Raw genomic sequence first — 4,422 nt, 5'->3', positions numbered from 1 at the left:
GCTTAATGTCAATGCAAATAGGGCTATGGCTGTTTTAGAACCTTTAAAGATTGTGATTGAAAACTATCAAGGTGATTTAGAAGAACTTACCGCTGCTAATCATCCTAACGATGAATCAAAGGGTTCAAGAAAAATTCCATTTACCAAAGAGCTGTTTATTGAAGCTGAAGACTTTAGAGAAGAAGCCAACAAAAAATTCAAACGTTTGGTGTTAGGTAAAGAGGTTAGATTGCGTAATGCTTATGTGATAAAAGCTGAGCGAGTCGATAAAGATGAAGATGGTAAGGTAACAACGGTATATTGTACCTATGATGCTGATACGTTAGGCAAAGATCCTGCAGATGGTAGAAAAGTGAAAGGCGTGATCCACTGGGTTTCTGCAACCCATGGTAAACAAGCAAAAGTTAGGTTGTACGATAGATTATTTAACGTGCCTAACCCAGCTGGTGAAGATGATTTTGTTTCTTGTATTAACCCAGAATCAATAATTATTAAAAACGCTGTGGTTGAGCCTAGTTTAGCGCAGGCAGAAATAAGTGCGCCGATTCAATTTGAACGAACAGGTTATTTTTGCAAAGACATTGATAGCAGTGAAAGTGAATTGATATTTAACAGGACAGTCAGTTTGCGTGATACTTGGGCTAAAATCAGCCAGTCTTAACAAGCATCATACTAAGAAAGATAAGTAATACGCCCTTTTATTAGGGCGTTTTTATAAGTTTTTTAACTTCGCTTAATTCTATTGAGCGTTAATCGTTTTACCTGTGTCCAAACTCTCTTCACTGTCCATCAAATATAAATACACATCCATAATTTCCTCTGGGGTTTTTAGGTTTTTGGCATTTTCACCTGGAAAGGCTAGGCTGCGCAGTGCAGTGTGAGTAGGGCCAGGGTTAATACAATTAAACCTAATGTGAGTGTTTTCGTATTCATCAGCTAATACTTGCATCATGCCTTGAGTCGCAAATTTAGAAATTGCATATGGACCCCAGTAGGCTTTTCCCTTTAACCCTAGACCTGAAGTTGTAAAAATTATGGAGCTATTCTGGGCTTTTTTAAGGGCCGGCAAAAGGGCTTGAGTCATTAAGAATTGGCTATGTGTATTAACTTGAAAGACTGCGTGCCAATCTTCTTCAGTAATTTGGCCAAAAGGACCAATGTGCCCTAAAAAACTAGCGTTGTGGAGTAGTCCATCTAAACAACCAAATTGATCAATAATGGTATTTGCCATGTCTTGGTAGTTCTTAGCCGTGGCACCTTTTAGATCAAGAGGCACTATGGCTGGTTCGTTCCCACCCTTAGCAATAATTTGGTCATAAACCGATTCAAGCTTTTTTACTGTTTTACCTAGCAGAATAACGGTCGCTCCATACTCAGCATAGGTTAATGCAGCTTGTTTCCCAATACCATCTCCGGCACCTGTAACAAGAATTGTTTTGTCGTTTAAAAATTGTTTTTTTGATGAATATTTAAGCATAGTAACTAGTTGGAAATTCTATTAATTGAATAATATCACAGCTAAGTCTTGGCTTGATAATTCATTCAATAGTTGAAGAATAAAAAATAAATTACCGTCAATTGAATTTATGGTAAATTTTTTGCTTAATGGGGTGTGGTAAAAAATAGTGTCAAAAATTTGTTCGTTATAAAATAATAAGGTGAAGGAAATATGAGAAAGCTGTTAAGTGGTATAGGGATATGTTTTGTCTTTGGACTAAATGGGTGTGGTGGAAGTGATAGTAACAAGAGCAATCCAATTTTCGAAGAACCGCAAGTACCCATAGCTGACGAACCCTATATTCGAGTGGTGTTTAACCCCGCTACTAGCGACCTCAATATTCCAAACGATTTATTAATGTTACCTAGTGGTAATTTTTTTGATTTTACCTTAAACACTGAGGGTGATGAACCTTTTGACCTTACGAACCCCAAACATGCATTAAGTGCATTGGACGGATGGTCCTTACACCAACCAATGGAAATTAGAGTTGACTTACCTGATGGGATGGATATTGATCCTTCAACTGTTACTAGTCAATCCATTGTATTGTTTGAGGCGAAACAAGCACTGGAAGGGGAAAGTGCTCTTTGTTTATCGACAGCGGCTCAACTGCCGGCTCCAGGTGTGCCCTGTGAATTAGGTCAACAACTTGTTTATGGTGAAGATTTTATCGCCTCTTATACACCAGGGTCTGCATCAGTCAATGTGGTGCCATTAAAAGTCCTAAAACCAAGCCAAGGTTACTTGTTAGTTGTTACTGAGTCTTTGAAAGACCAAACAGGTAGGCCGGTTAAAGGTTCTGGTACTTGGGATTTAGTTCGCCAAAGTATTGAAACAAATAAAGTGGGAGTAGAAGCTCTTGTTCCTTTACAAACTATAACCAATTTAATGGTTGAGTTATTAGAGCCTGAAGATATTGCTAGAGAAGAATTATCTTATGCTGCTTATTTTTCTACACAATCAATAGGGCATGTATTAACCAATATTAAGAAACTTAATATTGGTTCTTATGCCGAGGCATTTAAACAAGCGAATTTACAAGGTTTGGATGCAGAGTCGGCACAATTGTTCGCTAAACAGTATTTACCAACTATAAAAGTAGAGGCTTTAAGTGAAAATAGTAATGCTTTTGAAAGCCTTGCTTCAAGAATATTAGCGCCTGATGAGCTTGAGCAATTGACACAAGTTGGACTTAATACCTGTGCAGGATTGTTAAATACCATAAATCAACCCGATTCTCCGCTTTATGAAGTGGCAACCCAAACTTTTAATTCAGTTGGGGCTTTTTGTGCGGCAGAAGTTGTTGGGGGGACAGTAGATTTACCTTACTATTCCAATCCTATTCAACCTAAAACTGATTGGTGGAAAGCAGCCTGTACAAGTGGAGCAACACTTAAATTACTAGGGGCAGATGTCATTACAGGTCTAATTCAAGCGGGTCAGGTTGGAGGCAATAATACGTTGTGCCAACAAGCTTCAAATAATCAGTTATTTGACTTGGATCTTACCAGTTTGGGAATGGATGACCCTAGAAACCTAACCAAATATAACTCTATTCCAATGTTACAAGGTAGGCAAAACGATAACCCTGACACCTTGTTTAATGAAGCTGGTACTGAATCCATCAAGGTATTGTTTACCGTACCTAATGAAAGTGTCCTCTCTGTTATATCAGCAGCGTCAGGAGGTGCTGTGCCACTCATTCAAAAACCTGCATCAGGTTGGCCTGTAGTAATCTTTTCTCACGGTATTACTGGCAATAAATCAAATGTATTGCCACTAACAGCTGCATTTAGTTTAGCCGGCTTTGCTACTGTTGCTATTGATCATCCGTTACATGGGGAAAGAGGACTACTTGACCAGAAAGGTGCCTTTACTAATGCTTCAGTAAACTCGGTTACAGATTACCTTAACTTTACCAGTTTATTAACAGCAAGAGATAACGTTAGACAGAGTATGTCAGATATTATGAATTTAAGATTAGCGCTTAATTCAATCAATGATGGAGCTAACAAACTTGCTTTAGATATTAGTGAAGTGCATTTCATTGCGCAAAGTTTAGGATCTGTCACAGGGGTAGGGGCTGTCGCTACTGCGAATTCCTCCATGGGCGGGGAATTGGCGTTGTTTGATGAACTTTATTCAATTAACACATCGGTATTAAATGTGCCTTCAGGCGGTGTTCCTACATCTGTTCTAGAATCTAATAGTTTTGGCTCTTTAGTCAAAGGTTCCTTGTTAGCTGCTAGTTCCGATGATTTTGTGGCATTTTTGACGCAATATTCAATCAATAACGGTTTGTCAGGTGAAGAAGCTATTGGTCCAGCGGCAAAAGCGTTTTTAGAAGCGTTATCAGAGGACCAGCTTCAGCCTATTAACAAAATGTTTGATGCGTTTAGATTTGCTTCTCAAACAGTTTTAGATGGCGGTGATCCGATTGCTTTTGCTAAGACATTAACTAATACCACGCCCGTACTAATGCAATTACATGTTGGAGGGGGAATAAACGATGATGGAAGTGTTGCTATTACTGATGATGTAAATCCGGTCGAAACTAAGTTCCCACTAGTGGGAAGCCAAGCATTGGCCAATATTATGGGATTAGAGCAAGTGCACTCAACTGGAAATCAGTCTCGCGCACTTATTAGAATGTTAACTGGAGATCATTTTTCGTTATTAGTGCCTACAGCGAGCAGCGATACAACAACTGAAGTTCAGCAGCAAGCCACTTCGTTTTTTCTAAGTAAAGGGCAAACGGTTGTTATTTCAGATACTAGCTTGGTAGAAAACTAACGCTTAGATCAGCAGTTTATCAAAATACTAAAAGCTAGTTAACTGACTAGCTTTTTTTTTGGATTTTTGTCCCCATAACTAGGGCAAAGACAAATATTGGAGTAAAGGCGTTGGAATTTTTATATGAC

The 4,422-nt window shown here is 38.6% G+C and carries 2 protein-coding genes and 1 pseudogene; 2 read left to right on the top strand and 1 reads right to left on the bottom strand.

Features of this window, described 5'->3' with window-relative positions:
- Window positions 1-661, top strand: a pseudogene (locus ACSHXM_RS21060) (glutamine--tRNA ligase); the annotation flags it as partial.
- Window positions 662-739: 78 nt separating this feature from the next.
- On the opposite strand, the gene ACSHXM_RS21055 reads toward ACSHXM_RS21060, so the two are convergent.
- Window positions 740-1,477, bottom strand: coding sequence for a YciK family oxidoreductase (locus tag ACSHXM_RS21055; protein WP_435692250.1), 738 nt, complete (start codon window positions 1,475-1,477; stop codon window positions 740-742).
- A 192-nt stretch (window positions 1,478-1,669) separates the two neighbouring features.
- On the opposite strand from ACSHXM_RS21055, the gene ACSHXM_RS21050 reads away from it, so the two are divergent.
- On the top strand, window positions 1,670-4,294 hold the full coding sequence (locus ACSHXM_RS21050) for a VolA/Pla-1 family phospholipase (protein ID WP_435692248.1): 2,625 nt from the start codon (window positions 1,670-1,672) through the stop codon (window positions 4,292-4,294).
- The last annotated feature ends 128 nt before the right edge of the window (window positions 4,295-4,422 follow it).

The organism is Paraglaciecola sp., from assembly GCF_051252315.1.
Taxonomy (GTDB): Bacteria; Pseudomonadota; Gammaproteobacteria; order Enterobacterales; family Alteromonadaceae; genus Paraglaciecola.
The sequence above is the reverse complement of the archived record's forward strand: the minus strand, read 5'-3'. Positions and strand labels throughout refer to the sequence as shown.